This is a genomic window from Bacillus sp. EKM208B (assembly GCF_011800725.1).
In the GTDB taxonomy this organism is placed as follows: domain Bacteria; phylum Bacillota; class Bacilli; order Bacillales; family Bacillaceae; genus Bacillus; species Bacillus velezensis.
Genome location: NZ_JAANHO010000004.1, coordinates 34,495 through 47,478, shown reverse-complemented (window position 1 = coordinate 47,478; position 12,984 = coordinate 34,495). Strand labels below are relative to the sequence as shown.

At 45.5% G+C, this 12,984-nt stretch carries 18 protein-coding genes; 12 read left to right on the top strand and 6 right to left on the bottom strand.

Annotated elements, in window-relative coordinates; genetic code table 11:
- Positions 1-112: 112 nt before the first annotated feature.
- Positions 113-1,324 (bottom strand): cytochrome P450 family protein, encoded by a 1,212-nt coding sequence (locus G9F75_RS08480; RefSeq protein ID WP_167409046.1) that lies wholly within the window; start codon positions 1,322-1,324, stop codon positions 113-115.
- Positions 1,325-1,612: 288 nt separating this feature from the next.
- Here G9F75_RS08480 and G9F75_RS08475 point away from each other — a divergent pair, with 288 nt between their 5' ends.
- Positions 1,613-2,047: a NucA/NucB deoxyribonuclease domain-containing protein gene (locus tag G9F75_RS08475; RefSeq protein ID WP_021493650.1), complete on the top strand. Its 435-nt coding sequence runs from the start codon at positions 1,613-1,615 to the stop codon at positions 2,045-2,047.
- 58 nt (positions 2,048-2,105) lie between these two features.
- Positions 2,106-2,861, top strand: coding sequence for a YoaK family protein (locus G9F75_RS08470; protein WP_003154084.1), 756 nt, complete (start codon positions 2,106-2,108; stop codon positions 2,859-2,861).
- Positions 2,862-2,894: 33 nt separating this feature from the next.
- Here G9F75_RS08470 and ymzB read toward each other — a convergent pair whose 3' ends face one another.
- Positions 2,895-3,257, bottom strand: a complete 363-nt coding sequence (gene ymzB, locus G9F75_RS08465) for a protein YmzB (RefSeq protein WP_128496647.1) — start codon at positions 3,255-3,257, stop codon at positions 2,895-2,897.
- Positions 3,258-3,448: 191 nt separating this feature from the next.
- The gene (gene aprX / locus G9F75_RS08460) at positions 3,449-4,777 is read right to left on the bottom strand and encodes a serine protease AprX (RefSeq protein WP_014417826.1); all 1,329 of its coding nucleotides are present in this window, start codon (positions 4,775-4,777) and stop codon (positions 3,449-3,451) included.
- A 172-nt stretch (positions 4,778-4,949) separates the two neighbouring features.
- Between aprX and G9F75_RS08455 the strand changes: the two genes are divergently transcribed.
- The 3 genes from G9F75_RS08455 (at position 4,950) to G9F75_RS08445 (ending at position 6,658) form a co-directional block, all read left to right on the top strand.
- Positions 4,950-5,183, top strand: coding sequence for a hypothetical protein (locus G9F75_RS08455; RefSeq protein ID WP_095272140.1), 234 nt, complete (start codon positions 4,950-4,952; stop codon positions 5,181-5,183).
- Between the two features lie 255 nt (positions 5,184-5,438).
- On the top strand, positions 5,439-6,146 hold the full coding sequence (locus G9F75_RS08450; RefSeq protein ID WP_014417828.1) for a poly-gamma-glutamate hydrolase family protein: 708 nt from the start codon (positions 5,439-5,441) through the stop codon (positions 6,144-6,146).
- Positions 6,147-6,205: 59 nt separating this feature from the next.
- On the top strand, positions 6,206-6,658 hold the full coding sequence (locus G9F75_RS08445; RefSeq protein WP_014305039.1) for an OsmC family protein: 453 nt from the start codon (positions 6,206-6,208) through the stop codon (positions 6,656-6,658).
- Positions 6,659-6,671: 13 nt separating this feature from the next.
- On the opposite strand, the gene erbB is transcribed toward G9F75_RS08445, so the two are convergent.
- The 3 genes from erbB to G9F75_RS08430 form a co-directional block, all read right to left on the bottom strand.
- Positions 6,672-7,025 (bottom strand): SMR family multidrug efflux transporter EbrB, encoded by a 354-nt coding sequence (erbB, locus tag G9F75_RS08440; RefSeq protein ID WP_029973435.1) that lies wholly within the window; start codon positions 7,023-7,025, stop codon positions 6,672-6,674.
- 17 nt (positions 7,026-7,042) lie between these two features.
- The gene (gene erbA, locus G9F75_RS08435) at positions 7,043-7,357 is read right to left on the bottom strand and encodes an SMR family multidrug efflux transporter EbrA (RefSeq protein WP_007410378.1); all 315 of its coding nucleotides are present in this window, start codon (positions 7,355-7,357) and stop codon (positions 7,043-7,045) included.
- Between the two features lie 137 nt (positions 7,358-7,494).
- On the bottom strand, positions 7,495-7,749 hold the full coding sequence (locus tag G9F75_RS08430) for a hypothetical protein (protein WP_370530899.1): 255 nt from the start codon (positions 7,747-7,749) through the stop codon (positions 7,495-7,497).
- 137 nt (positions 7,750-7,886) lie between these two features.
- Here G9F75_RS08430 and G9F75_RS08425 point away from each other — a divergent pair, with 137 nt between their 5' ends.
- From G9F75_RS08425 to nrdE, 7 genes are all read left to right on the top strand, one after another.
- Complete coding sequence (locus tag G9F75_RS08425; protein ID WP_014417831.1) at positions 7,887-8,291, top strand: YmaF family protein; 405 nt, start codon at positions 7,887-7,889, stop codon at positions 8,289-8,291.
- Between the two features lie 98 nt (positions 8,292-8,389).
- Positions 8,390-9,334 carry a tRNA (adenosine(37)-N6)-dimethylallyltransferase MiaA gene (miaA, locus tag G9F75_RS08420; protein ID WP_167409044.1) on the top strand — a complete coding sequence of 315 codons (945 nt, stop codon included), beginning with the start codon at positions 8,390-8,392 and terminating at the stop codon, positions 9,332-9,334.
- Positions 9,335-9,373: 39 nt separating this feature from the next.
- Positions 9,374-9,595 carry an RNA chaperone Hfq gene (hfq, locus tag G9F75_RS08415; protein ID WP_003154064.1) on the top strand — a complete coding sequence of 74 codons (222 nt, stop codon included), beginning with the start codon at positions 9,374-9,376 and terminating at the stop codon, positions 9,593-9,595.
- 96 nt (positions 9,596-9,691) lie between these two features.
- Entirely contained in the window at positions 9,692-9,967 is a 276-nt protein-coding gene (locus G9F75_RS08410; RefSeq protein WP_167409043.1) for a YmzC family protein, read from the top strand.
- 82 nt (positions 9,968-10,049) lie between these two features.
- On the top strand, positions 10,050-10,265 hold the full coding sequence (locus G9F75_RS08405; RefSeq protein ID WP_003154062.1) for a hypothetical protein: 216 nt from the start codon (positions 10,050-10,052) through the stop codon (positions 10,263-10,265).
- Between the two features lie 259 nt (positions 10,266-10,524).
- Positions 10,525-10,917 carry a class Ib ribonucleoside-diphosphate reductase assembly flavoprotein NrdI gene (nrdI, locus tag G9F75_RS08400; RefSeq protein WP_014417834.1) on the top strand — a complete coding sequence of 131 codons (393 nt, stop codon included), beginning with the start codon at positions 10,525-10,527 and terminating at the stop codon, positions 10,915-10,917.
- The gene (gene nrdE / locus G9F75_RS08395) at positions 10,877-12,979 is read left to right on the top strand and encodes a class 1b ribonucleoside-diphosphate reductase subunit alpha (RefSeq protein ID WP_007611605.1); all 2,103 of its coding nucleotides are present in this window, start codon (positions 10,877-10,879) and stop codon (positions 12,977-12,979) included. The genes nrdI and nrdE overlap by 41 nt, the downstream gene beginning before the upstream one ends.
- Positions 12,980-12,984: the final 5 nt, after the last annotated feature.

Here is a 12,984-nt window from a genome sequence, read left to right as displayed (position 1 = left end):
GCCGCTTTTTTTATCTATATAGAACTAAATTCACTATGTACTAAATTTTCATTGTCATATTGATTTCAGTTTATAAGACATTAAAAAAACCCCCAATAACAGGGGGACGATATTAAAATCTGACAGGCAATGTTTCAAGCCCTCTCAAAAACACATTTTTTCTCCATGTTACATCCTCGGGCGCGCCTTTCAGCTCTATATTCGGAAACCGTTTTAAAAGCGCGGTAAAGGCAATGGATGCTTCCATCCGGGCGAGCGGAGCCCCGAGACAAAAATGAATGCCGAATCCAAAAGAAATATGACGGTTCGGTGTTCTCGCTATATTTAATGTATCAGGATCATCAAAATATTCCGGGTCCCGATTGGCTGAACCGATGCCGATAAATATCATATCACCTTTTTTAATAGAAACATCTTTATAAGTGAAATCTTCAATCGCCCATCGATTCGCCATCATGATGACGGGAGAGGTATAACGCAAAAGCTCTTCGACTGCCGTCTGGATATTTTCCGGCTGCCGCTTTATCTTCTCCATCTGGTCTTTGTGCAGAAGAAGCGCCAGGGTGCCGGAGCCGAGAAGGTTAACCGTTGTTTCAAGCCCGGCAACGACTAACAAAAACAGCATGGAATACAGCTCTGATTCACTCAGCTTTTGGCCGTCCTCTTCAGCGTAAATAAGCTTGCTTGTCAGATCTTCAGCCGGATGTTTTCTTTTTTCTTCGATCAGTGTTTTCATATATTGTTTAAATTCTTTGAGAGCCTGGTTGGTCGCATCTTGTCCGCTTTCTGACGTGTCGACCATTGCGTTTGTCCACACTTGAAATTTGGCGCGGTCCTCTTTCGGAATCCCGAGCAGTTCGGAAATGACGATAAACGGAAGCGGTGCGGCGAAATCTCTCATGATATCAGGGTCTGCTTTTGTTTCCATTTCATCCAGCAGCTCTTCTGTGATCTGCTCTATCCCGGTGCGAAGCTGCTCAATCATCCGGGGAGTGAACCCCTGATGCACCAAAGATCGAAGACGTGAATGATCCGGAGGGTCTTTTGCCAGCATATGCTCTGAGACAAAATCGATATCTTCACTGACATTCAGCTTCGCGATCAGCTCCTTCGGCATGACCCGTTTTACATCTCTCGTAATTCTGCCGTCTTTTAAAAACGCCATACAATCATCATAACGCGTGATGAGCCAAGCCGGAAAGGTGCCTCCGAAACGCTGCAGTTCGAATTTATGTATGGGGTCCTGCTCTCTGAATCTGCTTAAAACCGCAAAAGGGTTTTCGTGAAACTCGGGTGAGTGTGGGTGAAACATTGTTTTTTCCATCTGGATTTCCCCGCCTTCATGTTTTTGAAAAGACATAACAAACAGCCGGTGCCTGCCGACCGGACGGCATTCCTCCTTTTATCTGCCGAAGACACTGATCACAACGGCTCATAAGTATGACTAAAATATATAAGGAAACAGAAGCCGGTTCAATAGACAAATCGTAAAGCCGCCATTTTCGTTGATTATCAACAAAACAGCAAACTTTTTTTCCCATTTCATCATGTGTGTTAAATCCGGCTAATATACATATTTACGCTTCATATCAACTTCTTAAGGAGGATGTGAATTAATGCGTTTATGAAATGGGCGGCAAGTCTGCTTTTGGTGATCTCTCTTCAGGTCGGCCTTACGGGCGCCGGCATCCATTCGGACAGTGCTGCTCGTGCCGCATCCCGATACGATCAGGTGCTGTATTTCCCGCTGTCAAAATATCCGGAGACGGGAAATCATATAAAAGACGCCATTTCGGCAGGTCATTCTGAGATTTGTACAATTGATCGGGGCGGAGCGGAGAATAGAAGGAAAGAATCATTGAAAGGAATTCCGACAAAGCCCGGGTTTGACCGTGATGAATGGCCCATGGCAGTCTGCACAGAAGGCGGGGCGGGGGCTGATATCAGATATGTAACCCCGTCGGATAATCGCGGGGCCGGTTCATGGGTTGGAAATCAAATGAGCGGATACTCCGACGGCACGAGAGTACTATTTATCGTTCAGTAGCTTCTCCGGTTCGCCGGAGTTTTTTATGCTCTGAAAAAGCGGCACGCCGGCTGGACATATGAAATGGCAAAGAGTAAACTTATATGTTGGAATCAGCATGAGAAAGGATTGGATCACATTGACAGTGACTACATACCGAAATATTGCACTTTTACTTCTTTGTTTAACAGCGGGAATTGTGGATGTGATCGGTTATTTAAGCCTGGGACATATCTTTACCGCCAATATGACGGGGAACATCGTTCTGTTCGGCCTGGCGATCGGCAACTCATGGCACCTTGCCGTACTCAAATCGTTAACCTCGTTAATCGGATTTATTGCCGGCGTTATTGCCGCGGCCCTGCTTGTGGGCAATAAAAAGAAATCATTCTGGCCCCCTGCGGTAACTGCCGCTTTAGCTATTGAAGGAGCTGTTTTGCTGCTGTTTGCTTTGTTCTCTTGCTTTTTTGCAGACGCAATTTCTGTTTATGTGCTGATTATGCTGCTCAGCTTCGCAATGGGAATGCAGACGACAGCCGCGAGAAAACTTGGTGTAGCGGGGATTTCCACGACCGTATTAACGGGAACGCTCGCTAATTTTTTTGAAGATCTCACCGCAAGGTTTTACAAAGCGGACAAGCGGAAGCAGTTTACGAGAGATGCTGTTTTGCGCGCGCTTGCCTTGGTTCTGTATTGCTTTGGGGCGGTCATCGGCGCTTTTGCCGAACCGGATTATAAGTTTGCCGTGATCTGGCTTCCGATTATCATTATTTTAGGCATTATGCTTTGCGCATTCACGATGTTCCACGGATATTCTGAAGAAAAAAACCAATAAAAAAACGCCGCTGGTTCAGGGCGTTTTTTCTTTTTATTGCTCTTTCCGGGTCCCGATTGTATACACGGCCCGATCTGTATGTACCTTTAATCCGTCTTGCTCCTTTTGGATGGTAATATCGCCGAGCAGAGGGATTTCATACGCATCTTGAGGAAGCGGGACATTTCCTTCCTCCGTATAGGTTGTGCCGTGCCCTTTTAAGACGAGCTCTTCGTCCGCTACATAGTCATCGGGATGGTTTGTCCGGCGGACGAGAACATCATCAAGGTGAAGCATGATCTGGTCCATATCAGAAATCTCGTTTCGGCTGTCTGTCAGCTCTCCTTTTCTGATATCAAGCGTTTGTCCGATCTGTTTTTGCAGCCATTCATACAATTCGGTGTTTGTAAGTGCCATTGTGATTCCTCCTTTTATCTACACCATACTTATTCCCTATTTTTTTAGAAATACACTGCCTTGATTGATCTTTTTTTCTGACAGCCGGTTCTGAAGCATTCCGAGTTCCTTCATTATAAATGTTTCATCTGTTCACCTGAAAAACGGAGTCATCTGCAGGTTTAGACGACCCCGTTCTCATGATAAAAAGATTACTCTTTCGGCACGGCGTTTTCAGCGTTTACTGCGCCCGCTCCGTAAATGTTCGGATCTTCATTTGTCCATTGATCCGGACTTTGTTTGATCAGTGTTTTCACTTCGTCAGGCGAAAGCTGCGGGTTCTGCTGAAGGATTAAGGCGGCAATGCCAGCACAGATCGGAGTGGCCATGGACGTGCCCGACAGACTGAAATACAAGGAGCCTACACGGTTTGATTTCTGTAATTTGTCAAGATATGAACGCGGAGAACGGAGAGATACGATATCGACCCCGGGCGCAAGAATGTCAGGCTTCTCTTTTCCGTACACCGTCGGGCCGCGGCTTGAGAATGAAGCGACCGTATCGTCCTCATTGCCGGCCGTATTATTGTCATCATAGGCGCCTACCGTGATGACCTTCTCGCTGACACCGGGGCTTGAAATCGTTTGAGCTTCCGGACCGGAGTTGCCCGCGGCGACGCAGACGACGATTCCTTCATTCCATGCCTCTTCAACGGCCTTGACGAGCGGATCGTCCGTTTCTTTATCATATCTGAGCGCATCTCCGCCCAGTGACATGCTGATGATTCTGATCGGATTCTTCGTGTGTTCTTTATTATATTGTATGCACCATTCCACACCTTCAATGATATCAGCCAAGGTTCCTGATCCTGATTTGTTTAAAACCTTGACTCCGATCAGATCGGCTTCTGGCGCCGGCCCCTGATATTTACCGGAAGATGAAGCGCCGCTGCTTGCAATATCACCGGCGCAATGGGTGCCGTGCCCGTTGTCGTCATACGGTTCTGTCTTTTGGTTGACGAAGTCCGCAAATCCGATAACTCTGCCTTCTAAATCGGGATGCTGATAGATTCCGGTATCAATAACGGCGACGGTTACGCCTTTTCCTGTTAATACGGTGCCGTTACGGGTCACTTCTTTTGCATGAGACGATTCAGCTGCCGTATCAAGGAGCGCTTTTACTTCACGGTTTAAATAGATTTTACGGATATCCCGGCATTGCGAAAGAAGCATGTGAAGGGCGGACGGAGTGACTTCGGCGCTGCAGCAATTGATTGTTTGAAACTGCTTTTTTATAGTGCAGCGTTTTTCTTTTGATAAGACCTGTCCTGTGCTGTGAAAACCGGATTCATGGCAGCCCTCTTCAAATTCAATGATGACTGACATTTTCTTTCTGTTTTTCACCTTTTTTTCGAAAAACTTGTGCAAAAAGCAAGGTGTCCATTTGAAAGGTTTATATAACTGTAATACGTTTTCTCTGAGCGGCCAGTCCAGCTTATGAGCATTTGACCGCACCATTTGTACCATTGAGTAACCAAACATATATACTTTTCCTCCCATTCTGGCGATTCTCTCTATACCATATGAACAGGCAGTATGTTCGGTCAGTTTGTTTGTCCTTCAGGAGAGCTGGTTACTTGCGGCTTTTTCAGGAGAAGAAACCGAGTTGAAACGGAACGCGTTTATAATGAAGCCGGCGGAAGGAGGTATATACATGAACATAATATTGAGACATTCCTTGGAAAAACAGCTTCCGATTGATATTATATATATGAAAAAAGACGGCTCCATTTCAAAACGGACCATTATTGTAAAAAAAGGGGATGAGCGGGCTGTAACGGCATTTTGCTGTACAAAAAGGCAGATGAGAACTTTTTTGACGGGCTCCATTCTGTCCTGTGCATTTGCTTCGGGAGGCGGATATTCATTTTTAAAAGCGTATTCTTGATGCCGTCCGTTTCCGGCCGTGAATCTCCCGCCCCTGAAAATTCGGGCGTTCCTCCCTTTTTTTTTGCCCTCTCTCAACCTTTTTTCACTGATGCCCGGCATTTGAGCGCTTGAACCGTGACAATCCATTGATTTTTCGAAACCGGGAAGTTTTTCACTGATGATAATGTTAATAGAATGTTAAGATAAGACCTATTGACAAAAATCCATATAATGAACATGTCATTTTTCAGAAAGGAGCAAAGAAGGAGAGCTGATGAAAAGAATTTTACTTAATGTCATCATTATCGTAGCAATGGTCTTACTAATAAGATGTGCTCATTATGCGTCAGACCCTGATCCCTCGAATTCTTCTGATACATACACAGATTTTAAAGATCTGGCTGAACACGAAGACCCCGATGATTATCATATATCGTACAATAAGCGAAAGGGGAGCCCCGTATTGATCATGTCGCCGCACGGAGGGAGAATTGAGGGCGGGGTGAGCGAGATCGTCCGCTCTTTCAGGGATGATTATTCAACCTACCTGTTTGAGGGATTAAAAGCGCATGATAACCAGACTCTTCATATTACGAGCACCAAGTTCGATGAGCCTTCAGCAGTCGAAAGCATTAAGCAGCACCATTATGTTATCGCAGTTCACGGTTATAAAGGCGACGAGAAAAATACTCTTGTCGGAGGAAGCGACCGGAAGCGGGCGAAAAAATTGGTGAGAGCTCTCGAACGAAACGGATTTTCTGCAGAATTGGCAACCTCAAAAACCGGTCTGGCCGGGGTTGACACCGAAAATATCAATAACCAGGCGCAAACCGGGCTGAGCATACAGCTTGAGATCAGCAGAAAACAGCGGGAAGCGTTTTTTGATAATTTTGATTACCGCGAAAGGGAATTCACAAAAACGGAGGAATTTTACCGGTTTGTCCGTACGATAAAAAGAGTGATCAATCAAGAGTATTCGTGAGCTTAAAAAAAGACAAACCAGTGAAAGATGAGTAAACTGAAAAAAAAGAGGTTTGTCCCTTGGCAAAACATCACTTCTATTTAAAAGCAAATTGGCCCGGAAATCGGAATGACGTCGGCGATATTAAAAGCGGCCGGCTGGAGACGGCTGTGTCCATTCCTAAGGAAATGGACGGACCCGGAGAAGGCACAAATCCTGATGAAATGCTGCTTGGAGCGGCCGCGACCTGTTATATTATAACGCTTGCGGCGATGATGGAAAGAAGCGGCCTGGATAAAGAAGATCTACATATGGAATCTGAAGGAATTGTAGACGTCACGAACGGTGTGTTCACGTACCAGAAAATCATTCACCGCCCGTTTATATTATTAAAGCCGGATGCAGCCGAAACGGATTTTACGCTCGCCAGGAAGTTAGCGCAAAAAGCGGAGTCCTCATGTATGATTTCACGAGCGGTCCAAGGAAACGTGGAGATGGAGCTTGAGGTTGAAGTAAAAGCTGCCCGCGCTTGACGAGTTCAAACGGTCAGCTCCGGGCCGTTTGATTTTTTTTAGCTTTTTGAGACTTGGAACGGTTCAGCAGGATGACGCCCGTGATGACAAAAACAAGCCCGATCATCATTTTGACTGTCATGGCCTCCTTAAAAACAAAAAAGCCGACAATTGCCGTTAAAGCGGTGCCGACACCTGACCATGTCGCGTATGCGGCGGATAAATCAAGGCTTTTCAATGAGAAGCTCAAAAACATAAAAGAGGCTCCGATTCCGGCAATGACGCCGAGAGCGGGCCACAGGTGCGTAAAACCGTCCGACAGCTTCAGCATCGTGCTCCCGAACACTTCTGATACAATGGCTAATGCCAGGCAGAGTAATCCTTTCATCAGCATGCCTCTCCTTTCTACCAATTCATCAAAATGACACCGGCCAATAAGAAAAAGAGTCCGATGACGGCCTGCTTGTCCAGTTTTTCATGAAACCATTTCGCTCCGATAATGGATGCGAGCACCGTTCCGGCTCCGCTCCATGTTGCATAGGATAAGCTGAGCGGAATGAGATTCAGTGTCAGTGAAAGCATATAAAAGGCCAATGAATAGCCTGCCACTACAAGCGCGCTCGGCAAAAACCGCGTAAATCCGCGGGAGACTTTCAGCATGGCCGCGCCGATTGACTCTGATAAAATAGCAATTGTGAGGAAGATATAACCCAGAATCATATCAAATCCCCCTCTCATCATAATCCTTATGCCTTTTGTTTAAGGCAGTAAAGTAAAATAATATCCGAACTTTGCCCGCCAAGTCAAGACATTAGACCTATACAAAAAGGCCCCCGGGGAGGAGCCTTTTTGATTCGTCAATAGAAATACGGATAGCCGTAGCCGTAACCCCCGTACAAGTACGGATTGAATAAAGCGCTTCCGACAAGCCCCCCGACAAGCCCTCCGAAAAACGGTCCGCCGTAAAAACCAAACGGCCGTCCGAATCCATAACCAAACCAAGGCCGGCCAAATCCAAAACCAGGCCGTCCGAATCCAAATCCGAATCCGGGCCGTCCGAATCCGAAGCCCGGCCGGCCGAACCCAAATCCAGGCCGCCCAAACGGTCTCATATCACTATCTACTGCGTATGTGTATTCTTCATTCATAATTAAGGTACCTCCAAGAATAAATTTGAGATGATAACAGAGTATTCAGCCCACCAATTTTTGATTGGGCGTTTATCAAAAAAATAAAGGAGTGAGCTTTTGTGGGTCTGTATCAGTCCGATTGGTCAAAAAAACCTCCGCACACACACGCATACCGGGCGGTTACGGATGTTGTGCAGGGGCATTACCATTTGATCGAAGGCTTTTCGCAGCCGGAGAACGGCAGCAATACAGATGAGCATACACATTTCTATACGGGCATCACCTCGTTTGAAAACGGCCATTTTCATAGGTATTACGGCATTTCCGGCCCTGCCATCCCGAGGGTTGACGGAACACATTACCATGAGCTTTCAGAGACCACCTTTGCCGCCTACAATGAGCCGATTCAGATCCAGCACGGCGGCGTCGTTTACGATCCGCGGGAGGAAGGACGGAAAACGCACCGCCATACACTCAAAGGAAAAACGAGAGAGGTTGTCGGAAACGAGCCGATCGGGTGGTAGTGGACGTTTAGCGCTCAGGAAAAAGGGCAAAATGGATAGGTGCCTGAAGAAATGAATGCTATAATTAGGGGGAGATTTATAAAAGAGAGTGATACATATTGAAAAATAAAAAACAGCCTGTCGTCATACTCGTCGGACCGACGGCAGTCGGAAAAACAAAACTAAGCATCGGACTCGCGAAAATGCTGAATGCAGAAATCATCAGCGGAGATTCCATGCAGGTATATAAAGGGATGGACATCGGAACGGCCAAAGTCACCGAAGAAGAGACAGAAGGCGTGCCGCATCACCTGATTGATATTTTGGAGCCGTCCGACACTTTTTCAACGGCGGATTATCAAAAAATGGTGAGAGGAAAAATCACCGAGATTGCCGATAGAGGAAAGCTGCCGATGATTGTCGGGGGGACGGGTCTGTACATTCAGTCCGTGCTGTATGACTATACGTTCACGGAAAACTCCGGCGACCCTGTATTCCGGGAGCACATGGAGAAACTGGCAGCTGAAGAAGGGGCGGAAGCGCTTCATGCCAATCTTGCGGCAGCCGACCCGGAAGCGGCGGCAGCCATTCATCAAAACAATACGCGAAGAGTCATCCGCGCGCTCGAAATCCTGCATGTATCGGGAAAAACAATGTCAGAGCATCTTAAAACCCAAAAACGGGAGCTGCTTTACAATGCGGTTCTTATCGGTCTTACAATGGACAGAGAAGTGCTATACGGCCGGATTAACGAGCGCGTTGACCTGATGCTGGAAACCGGCCTTCTTGACGAAGTAAAGCGGCTGTATGATATGAATATCCGGGACAGCCAATCGATTCAGGCGATCGGCTATAAAGAGCTGTATGAATATCTTGATGGAAAAGTGCCGCTCCCTCAGGCTGTGGAGCAATTAAAACAAAATTCTAGGCGATATGCGAAACGCCAGCTGACCTGGTTTCGCAATAAAATGCCCGTTTCATGGACAGATATGACGCCGCCTGTTGATATTGAGCAGAAAAAAAAGGAAATTTTCGAGTGCATAGCAGGAAAACTGGAAATTTAATCGAAACAGTATTGTATTGAGAACCAAGGAGGACGAAACATGAAACCGATTAATATTCAAGATCAGTTTTTGAATCAAATCCGAAAAGACAATACGTTCGTCACGGTGTTTTTACTCAACGGCTTCCAGCTTCGCGGCCAGGTAAAAGGCTTTGACAACTTTACCGTTTTGCTCGAAACGGAGGGGAAGCAGCAGCTTATTTATAAACATGCCATCTCCACGTTCGCCCCGCAAAAAAACGTCCAGCTTGAGCTTGAATAGACTTTTTGAAAAAGACCATGAACAATGGTCTTTTTCTATGCGCATCTGTATATTGCAGGCTGTATATCGGAAACATAAAAGGGGGTTCGGAAAATCGTGTTCGAAAGTGAAAATGAACTGAGAAGAATCAGGATTACGCTCGTTTGGATCGCTGTTTTTTTGCTGTTTGGAGCTTGCAGCAATCATGAGACGGTGGTGACGGATGATGACGGCGGCTTGGCGGATACCGAACCGCAGACAGAAGGCATGGTGCAGCTGGAACATAATCGTTTCGGCATCGTTAAGGACGGTTACTTAAAAATATACCGCTATGATGAAAAAACGAATAAAATCGAACTGAAAAAAGAAACGGCGCTGGATGAGCTTGAATAAATTTCACAAGCGTTCGAATTTACAAAGCGGGCCGCACAAGCTACACTAAGTACTGACATTGATCATGCAGAGGGTGAGACGATTGAAACACAAGGTGATAATCAACCATTGGGAAGAAACTTGTGAAGATGATTCCTGCTATGAATATGGAACCAGCATCATCGTTGACGGCAAAGAACTGATCAGAGAGGCTTCCATCACAAGCGCTCTGAAAGCCGTGCTGAAAGAAATCGGTGCTGATGTGGAGATTGAAGAAACCGTTGAAAGCGAAAAAAAATGTGATTCTTACAAAAAATAAGAATAAAAGTCTAGACTACTAAGCAGTTTTTTTTCATGTTATGATAGACATCGGCTTACACATGACACCTTGAGTAGGATGAGAGATGATTCTCGTTCTGCTCTCTTTTTTGGGCGTTAATCGGGCCAGAGCCAAAGTCCGCTCTTTCAAAAATATGAATTTTTTATAAATCGATCTCAATATGTTGTGTTTTTCTGAGAGGTTAGTATACTATATATAGTGTTAAGAGATTCATTATTTTTGATAGGTCGTGATAAGGATGGTTCAAATCATATTTGATTCAAAGACAGGGAATGTTCAGCGTTTTGTGAATAAAACAGACTTTCAGCTGATCCGCAAGGTGGACGAAACGGACCACGTGGACACTCCGTTTGTTTTGGTCACCTACACGACAAACTTCGGCCAGGTACCGGCATCAACACAATCATTTCTCGAAAAATACGCCCATCTCTTATTAGGAGTCGCTGCGAGCGGCAACAAAGTATGGGGCGATAACTTTGCAAAAAGCGCCGATACCATTTCAAGACAATATCAGGTGCCGATCTTGCACAAATTTGAACTCAGCGGCACATCTAAAGACGTTGAATTGTTTACTCAGGAGGTAGAAAGACTTGTCACAAAATCAAGTGCCAAAATGGATCCAGTTAAATAACGAAATCATGATCCAACAAGATGGAAAATTCCAGTTTGATAAAGATAAAGAGGCTGTACATAGCTATTTTGTTGACTATATCAATCAAAACACAGTTTACTTTCACGATTTAAAAGAGAAGCTGGATTATTTGATTGAAAACCAATACTACGAAGAGGAATTCTTAAGCCTTTACTCTTTTGAAGACATTAAAGAAGTGTTTAAGACAGCTTACGCAAAGAAGTTTCGTTTTCCTTCCTTCATGAGTGCGTTTAAATTTTATAATGACTATGCTTTGAAAACGAATGACAAGAAAAGAATTCTCGAGCGTTATGAGGACCGAATCTCAATCGTCGCGCTGTTCTTCGCAAACGGCGACACTGAGAAAGCAAAAGAATATGTAAACCTGATGATCAATCAGGAATATCAGCCGAGTACACCGACATTTTTGAATGCCGGCAGAAAACGCCGCGGAGAACTGGTGAGCTGCTTCTTGCTCGAAGTCAATGATTCCTTAAACGATATTTCACGGGCGATCGATATTTCCATGCAGCTGTCTAAATTGGGCGGCGGGGTTTCTCTTAATCTGTCCAAGCTTCGCGCGAAAGGCGAAGCGATTAAAGATGTTGAAAACGCCACAAAAGGTGTTGTAGGCGTCATGAAGCTTCTTGATAATGCGTTCCGTTACGCTGACCAAATGGGCCAAAGACAAGGCTCAGGCGCGGCGTATTTAAATATTTTCCACCGCGATATCAATGATTTTCTTGATACGAAAAAGATTTCTGCGGATGAAGATGTGCGCGTCAAAACGCTTTCTATCGGTGTCGTCATTCCGGATAAGTTCGTTGAGCTTGCACGTGAGGATAAAGCGGCTTATGTATTCTATCCGCATACGATTTATAAAGAATACGGCCAGCATATGGACGAAATGGACATGACGGCGATGTATGAAGAGCTTGTCGACAACCCGCGTGTCAAAAAAGAAAAAGTGAATGCGCGCAAACTGCTTGAAAAGCTTGCCGTTCTCCGTTCTGAGTCAGGTTATCCGTACATTATGTTCCAGGATAACGTAAACAAAGAGCACGCGAATAACCACGTATCAAAAGTGAAATTCTCGAACCTTTGCTCTGAAGTGCTTCAGGCGTCACAGGTTTCGGCTTACACAGATTATGACGAGGAAGACGAAATCGGCTTGGACATTTCCTGCAACCTTGGTTCATTAAATATTTTGAATGTCATGAAACATAAATCGATTGAGCGCACGGTGAAACTCGCGACGGATTCCCTGACTCATGTATCTGAGACGACGGATATCCGCAACGCGCCGGCAGTCAGACGCGCGAACAAAGCGATGAAGTCAATCGGTTTAGGCGCCATGAACCTTCACGGCTACCTGGCCCAAAACGGCATCGCGTATGAAAGCCCGGAAGCAAGAGATTTCGCGAATACGTTCTTTATGATGGTGAACTTTTATTCCATCCAGCGTTCAGCTGAGCTTGCGAAAGAAAAAGGCGAAACGTTTGAGCATTATGAAGGCTCCACTTATGCAACGGGAGAATATTTCAATAAATACATCGAAAAAGAGTTCTCACCGGCATACGAAAAAATCGCTGCGCTCTTTGAAGGCATGCACATTCCGACAATCGAAGACTGGAAAGAGCTGAAGGCGTTTGTCGCTGAAAACGGCATGTACCACAGCTACAGACTGTGCATCGCGCCGACAGGCTCCATTTCCTACGTCCAATCCAGCACGGCGTCCGTTATGCCGATCATGGAACGGATCGAAGAAAGAACATACGGAAATTCAAAAACGTATTACCCGATGCCGGGGTTAGCGTCTAATAACTGGTTCTTCTACAAAGAAGCTTATGATATGGACATGTTCAAAGTGGTGGATATGATCGCGACAATCCAGCAGCATATCGATCAGGGAATCAGCTTTACCCTGTTTTTGAAAGATACGATGACAACTCGTGATCTGAACCGTATTGATCTGTATGCCCACCATAGAGGCATCAAAACCATTTACTATGCAAGAACGAAAGATACCGGGCAGGACAGCTGTCTTTCTTGTGTCGTTTGATTAAA